The organism is Bacillus sp. MYb78, assembly GCF_002975115.1.
Lineage (GTDB): Bacteria > Bacillota > Bacilli > Bacillales > Bacillaceae_G > Bacillus_A > Bacillus_A cereus.
Window position 1 is genome coordinate 1 of the sequence record NZ_PCOB01000049.1, and the last position, 5,779, is coordinate 5,779.

Below are 5,779 nucleotides of genomic sequence, written 5' to 3' on the forward strand. Positions count from 1 at the left end.
GTTACGTGAATGGAAAAAGCAATCGAATCAAGCAAAGAAGAAAAAGAAGAAAAAAAGAAAAGAGAAATTTAGCACTCGTGAAATTGAAGAGTTAATGGGAGTTCATGGACCACGTTATGAACGCAGACGTGGAGCAGTAAGACAAAAATAATAACAATGGAGGAATTAAATATGAATAAACAATTAGCATTTAAAATGCCAATCGTGGATGGAAAAAGAACAAAACAAGAAATTGAAAAAGTATTCAACGAGTATCGTACGTATTTAGCAACAATGCCATGTGATATGCTGCCAAAAGTGACACCATTATATTCTATTGTTCCTCCATCAACTACAAACGAGTTTAATAGCTCAACTGAAAATATTGCAATTGAAAGAATAGAGTATGAACAAGAAAGAAACAAATTTATGAATTGGTTATATGATGCTGTGAATCGCTTAAGGGATGATGAACGTGAGGTAATTGTGAAATTTTATATGGAAGATGATATTGGATATGATCCAGATATCTGGATGGATTTAGGTATAGGTAAAACAAAGTATTATAAATTGAAAGGACGTGCGATATTACGTTTAGCTTTCAATCTAAAGAAAGAGGTATTTATAAAAACAGGTAAACAAAAAGAGGGGCAAAGTGTATGAATATTGTGCAGCCAATTCGAGATAAAGAAATAATACAAGAAATAAAAGAATTCTATAAGAAGCAGAATGAGAGGAACTACATTCTGTTTCTTCTTGGTATTAATACAGGGTTCAGAATATCGGATATATTGCGTTTACGTGTTCGAGATGTTGAGGGATGGAATATTGTAATACGTGAAAAGAAAACAAAAAAGATTAAAGATGTGAAGATGCCTTCAGAATTAAAGAGAGCTATCAGGAATTATACAGAAGGAAAGCCGAAGAATGAATATCTAATTAAGAGTAGGAATGGAAAGAACAAACCTATTACTCGTGCTATGGCTTATTTAATATTAAATCAAGCTGCAGAGGAATTTGGGTTAGAACGTATAGGGACTCATTCACTTAGAAAAACATATGGGTATCATCATTATAAGCAATTTAAAGATGTAGTTGCTTTACAAAAGATGTTAAATCATACAGATCAGAAAGAGACTTTAAGATATATAGGGATTGAACAAGATACATTAAATGATTATCAGAGGAAATTTAAGATTTAAGAATATATTTTAAATGTGATTTGTATTCTCAATATTTCGGTTATTTAGTTGCCGAAAATAACTAAAAAGGGTAAAATGGTTGCAAAGAGTAGAACCTTAAATTAAAAATGAGGTGTTGCTTATTATGGATATCGGTGTGCCAATCGATGTGAAGAAATTTATTGATAAAGAGATATCTAAAGGCGTTCGGAGACAAATTGTTCCGTTGATTCAGCAAGCCTATGAATTAGTGGATGCTTCCATAAAAGATATTTCTTTTTTACAATGGGCTTTAGGGAAAAAGCATATAGGATATCTTGACAATATAGCTGCTCAGTTTACTTTATATGAAGCAGCAAATAAGGGCATACTTAAGGAGATTACAACTCAAATTGTACCTAATAAAAACAAATCAGCTTATCATGTCGAACTGCAAACAGAAAATGTAGTTATTACAATAAATAGAGTACAAAGTAAAGATAAGACGGCGAGAAAAGCGATGTACAGATCTCTATTACAAAGAGACAATCAGTATTATATTAATTTTGATAAACAAGAAATTATTGAGGAACCTGGTTATTTAGAACTTACACACCATCAAATTAATAGAAGAGTTGCTTTTGTAAATTTAGGAGTTCCTGATGGAAGCGGAAAATGGTTTAGTTGTATTGATCTTACTAAAGAATTACATCTAGTTGGCACATCGGAAGAAGATAAACAGAAGAATGAAATTTCAAGAGAACAATTAGTTAGATTTAAAAATTTTGCCCAAGGAGTGCACGAAAATGGGGGTAAGAATTAACGTAAATAGATCCTTTTGTCCTGATAAGTTAAAAGAGGGCCGCGAATCAAGAGGATTAACAATAAGAGAACTATCAGAGAAAATTGGGTTGAGGACTCATCAAGCTCTCTCCAAATATGAAAATGGTAAATCAATACCGCCTGCTGAAGTTCTATTAAGCATCATGAATATATTAAATCTTCCATATGATTACTTCTTTGAAGATGGATATAGGCAAATAGAAAAAGAAATCGTGTATTTTAGAAGTAAAGCTAACGCAACAGCAAAGTTAAAAAGAATTCACGAAATCAAGATTTCATGGCTTATAAGTATATTTGATTATTTGGAGACAATATTAGAATTTCCAAAATCTGATCTTCCAGAAACGAATATAAACCATCAAGAACACTTTATGCCTACAGATTTTAATGATATTGAAAATATAGCATCAGAATTAAGAAGGCAATGGGATTTAAATGAGGGGCCGATTTCAGATATTACACATTTATTTGAAAAGCATGGAATAGTAGTAAGTCTGATAAAATCTGAGGACTTTGCAATAGATGCCTGCTCTAGGTGGATTGGAAATAAACTTTTTATACTTGTTGGTAATGAAAGGTCTACTCCTTCAAGAATAAAGTTTACATTAGCGCATGAATTAGGACATTATCTATTACACAAACATGTAAAAAAAGAAGACTTTAATAAAAAAGAAGTTTATAAGCGTATGGAGGATGAAGCTAACTATTTTGCATCTTCGTTTTTAATGCCTGCTAAATCCTTTTCAGAGGAACTTATTAGTCATACATTGGATTATTACTTACTTTTAAAAAAGAGATGGCAGATTTCTATACAAGCTATGATATATCGTTCAAGAGAGTTAAATATAATAAATGATTATCAAGCAAGTTATTTGTGGAAGCAAATAGCGAAAAAAGGTTGGAGAACTCAAGAGCCATATGATGATTTATTACAAAGTGAATCACCATTATTATTAAAAGAAGCAATTGATTTAATTATAGATAATCACGTTAAGACGAAGAAGCAAATTTGTGAGGAAGTTAGATTATGTCAATCAGATATAGAGGCTATAGTAAATTTACCTGTAGGATATCTAGATGAAAATAAAGGAAAAGGAACGGTTATTTCTTTTAAAAAAATTTAATCATGAAGATAAAGGGGATTGAATAAAAGGTTTATAATTTTATTCAATCCCTTTTTATTGTGTAGATAATTTGGATTTATATAAACGTAATTAAAATTGAGTAAAGTTTGTGTGTACGCTTACTTTTTCGGAATTAGCTACAAAAGAAAAGTGTCAAATTCATTTTTATAAAATACGAAAAAGATTGATACCTCTAAGGTGAAACGGAATAGGTGAATTTAACACAATCTAGTTTATAGCTAATTCATTTTTAGGGATTATTAATCAAAAACATGAAAAATAGAGTGAAAAGTGTACTTAATAGCACCAAAAAATAATGTTAGATTTCATTATTAGAAACACTACTTATACAATGAAGATAAATTTCTAGTGTTGTATAATAAAAATTGAATTATTAATAAATAAATCTATTATGTATAAGGGGTGTATGAGATGGAAAGAAAATATGTTTCTGAATTTGGTTTACATACTTATAGTTCTCATGTAACGATTTGTTACCCAAACGATTTGAAAAATTTAAACCTTGAAAGTAAAAATAATATATATATGGTTACTCTTATTCCGAAGTTAACTTTTAATCCTAACTCTTTGGAAGTATTTGATGATCATATAAGTCTTAAAGTGAATATTAAAACGGAGGCAGGAACTACTTCTCATGAAATAAAAACTATTTTATTTTCAGGTAGTCATAAAGAATATGAATATAGCTTTGATAAGCCATTGAAGACTATATTTGTTAAGGATAAAGATGGGACTGGCGTAGGAATTAGAATTTTGCATTTCTATTTAGAGATATCTAGAAATTATTTAGATTCTGAAATTATGTATATTGGCCAAGCTTTTGGGAAAGAGGGGGAAAGGGATGCATTAGATAGGCTGCAATCCCATAGTACATTACAAAAAATCCAATCGGATATCTTATTCGAGGAGCCTGATAATGATATAGCAATAATTCTTTTCGAATTTACACCTAGATTGTTAGCTTCATTCGATGGGTTAACAAAGCAAGTCGAAAAGAGCCCAGAGGAAGATATGGAACACTTTTTAAATGTAATTGCCCAACCGCCATTGGTATTAACTAAACCAATAGTAACTATAACCGAAGCGGCGCTTATCCATTATTTTAAACCGAAATACAATAGTATGTTTAAGAATAACTTTCCAGACCCTGGACATGCTTATAAAGAATTTTACGAATTGGATTATAATTCAATACAAGTGGAGTTAGATATGGATACAATAAGAATAAATCTTTATTCAAAAGAAAAGGATTATAACTCATTTGAATCTATTCAATATACATTACATCCAGAAAATATAAGGAAAAGTATGTTTGACATATTTGGAAAAGCTGAAAAGTAAATATTGTGAACGATTCGCGGAGGATTTGCGAACTATTTACGGACACGTTTTGGTTTTTAACATGCTATATTTGTATTGTGAGAAGTGGCGGAAAACACAACTCATAAATTCCTTTGTAAACTATATGTTGTCTAAACGGTTTCATAATGATGGCACATAAAATCCGAAACCAGCAGATGGTAACGATTGAATGATACCGTTATTAGAGAGAGCTTTTGCTCTTCTTCCAGTTACTTAATATTGTTGGTGCATATCAGCGGTTCATTATTAGGTGATTGGAATAAGGATAAAACTTCACGTACCGGAATGAAAATACAAATTAATAATCTATAAAAAAGCATCCATTCGGGTGCTTTTTATTTTGAGGAGGATGATCGTAGATGGAAGTAAAAACGACAACGGTTGTTACTGTAGATATGAGTAAATCAGAAGAGGTTGTATCTTATTTAGGATGCAAAGAAGCATTAATGAAGGCTGGATTTGAATTAACAAGTTTAGCTCCTTTTGCTAATGAAAATACTTTATTCATTGGAATAAACAAAAGCCACAATACCAGTAAAGTTAACGTTACGTTTACATTAAGTTTGGAAGGAAGCAAATGATACAACCGTTATCAGTGCAAGAGATACAAAGATTGTATAAACAAGATAATATCATTAAATTCTATAAGCATCCTTATTGGAGAAGGAACATTAGGATTAAGGCATTAGAGAGAGACAACAATGAATGCCAGGAATGTAAGCGTAAAGGTAAGTATAGTAAGGGTAGGAACGTCCATCACATCAAAGAGTTACGTGACAGACCAGACTTAGCTTACGCATTAAGCAACCTAGAAACGCTATGCATTCAATGCCATAACAAGGAACATAACAAAGAGAAGAACATAGTGAAGAAGCGCTGCACGATAGTAGATGAAGAGAGGTGGTAAGTGTGGACAGCCTAACGATACAAGGTAACACATATGACTTATCCATTATCAATAAGTTAATAGATGTCGGGATAGTCGAAGCTACTACAAAAGAAGCTGAGATATACAAGCAGTTTCGTGGAGATATCTACACAACATACAAACAGATACGTCACATATGTAATCCAAGAGCATGTGAGAAGACTACACTTGAAACTGTAAAGAAAAGTCTACGTGAACATTGGCTGAAACATTATCTAAATATGTTATTAATAGAAGCTCACATTGTTATTGAATATGCTGAGCTATTCTTCGGTTTAGCTATAAAATAATTTTTAAAAATTTCCTGAGACACCCCCCGGGTAAAATATAGAAACAATTTTGCTGGGGGACCGAGCAACGCG

Annotated in this window: 8 protein-coding genes; all 8 read left to right on the plus strand. The window is 31.5% G+C overall.

What is annotated here, in order from left to right:
- Positions 1–171 precede the first annotated feature (171 nt).
- Entirely contained in the window at positions 172–642 is a 471-nt protein-coding gene (locus CQ064_RS32530; protein WP_001041413.1) for an ArpU family phage packaging/lysis transcriptional regulator, read from the plus strand.
- Entirely contained in the window at positions 639–1,181 is a 543-nt protein-coding gene (locus CQ064_RS32535) for a tyrosine-type recombinase/integrase (RefSeq protein ID WP_001028517.1), read from the plus strand. Before CQ064_RS32530 ends, CQ064_RS32535 begins: the two co-directional genes overlap by 4 nt.
- Positions 1,182–1,305: 124 nt before the next feature.
- Positions 1,306–1,962 carry a hypothetical protein gene (locus tag CQ064_RS32540; protein WP_000351128.1) on the plus strand — a complete coding sequence of 219 codons (657 nt, stop codon included), beginning with the start codon at positions 1,306–1,308 and terminating at the stop codon, positions 1,960–1,962.
- A complete protein-coding gene (locus CQ064_RS32545; protein WP_000538961.1) occupies positions 1,946–3,106 on the plus strand; it encodes a helix-turn-helix domain-containing protein in 1,161 nt (386 codons plus the stop codon). The genes CQ064_RS32540 and CQ064_RS32545 overlap by 17 nt, the downstream gene beginning before the upstream one ends.
- A gap of 432 nt (positions 3,107–3,538) precedes the next feature.
- Positions 3,539–4,468 carry a hypothetical protein gene (locus tag CQ064_RS32550; RefSeq protein WP_000440224.1) on the plus strand — a complete coding sequence of 310 codons (930 nt, stop codon included), beginning with the start codon at positions 3,539–3,541 and terminating at the stop codon, positions 4,466–4,468.
- 380 nt (positions 4,469–4,848) lie between these two features.
- Positions 4,849–5,070: a hypothetical protein gene (locus tag CQ064_RS32560; RefSeq protein WP_000453364.1), complete on the plus strand. Its 222-nt coding sequence runs from the start codon at positions 4,849–4,851 to the stop codon at positions 5,068–5,070.
- Positions 5,067–5,396, plus strand: coding sequence for an HNH endonuclease signature motif containing protein (locus tag CQ064_RS32565; protein ID WP_000615852.1), 330 nt, complete (start codon positions 5,067–5,069; stop codon positions 5,394–5,396). The genes CQ064_RS32560 and CQ064_RS32565 overlap by 4 nt, the downstream gene beginning before the upstream one ends.
- Before the next feature lie 2 nt (positions 5,397–5,398).
- Entirely contained in the window at positions 5,399–5,707 is a 309-nt protein-coding gene (locus CQ064_RS32570) for a hypothetical protein (protein ID WP_000377853.1), read from the plus strand.
- Positions 5,708–5,779 lie beyond the last annotated feature (72 nt).

What these genes read in the sequence shown, in the direction of transcription:
- CQ064_RS32550 (WP_000440224.1), top strand. Translation starts at nt 3,539, where the DNA reads ATGGAAAGAAAATATGTTTCTGAATTTGGTTTACATACTTATAGTTCT.
- CQ064_RS32540 (WP_000351128.1), top strand. Translation starts at nt 1,306, where the DNA reads ATGGATATCGGTGTGCCAATCGATGTGAAGAAATTTATTGATAAAGAG.
- CQ064_RS32565 (WP_000615852.1), top strand. Translation starts at nt 5,067, where the DNA reads ATGATACAACCGTTATCAGTGCAAGAGATACAAAGATTGTATAAACAA.
- CQ064_RS32530 (WP_001041413.1), top strand. Translation starts at nt 172, where the DNA reads ATGAATAAACAATTAGCATTTAAAATGCCAATCGTGGATGGAAAAAGA.
- CQ064_RS32560 (WP_000453364.1), top strand. Translation starts at nt 4,849, where the DNA reads ATGGAAGTAAAAACGACAACGGTTGTTACTGTAGATATGAGTAAATCA.
- CQ064_RS32545 (WP_000538961.1), top strand. Translation starts at nt 1,946, where the DNA reads ATGGGGGTAAGAATTAACGTAAATAGATCCTTTTGTCCTGATAAGTTA.
- CQ064_RS32535 (WP_001028517.1), top strand. Translation starts at nt 639, where the DNA reads ATGAATATTGTGCAGCCAATTCGAGATAAAGAAATAATACAAGAAATA.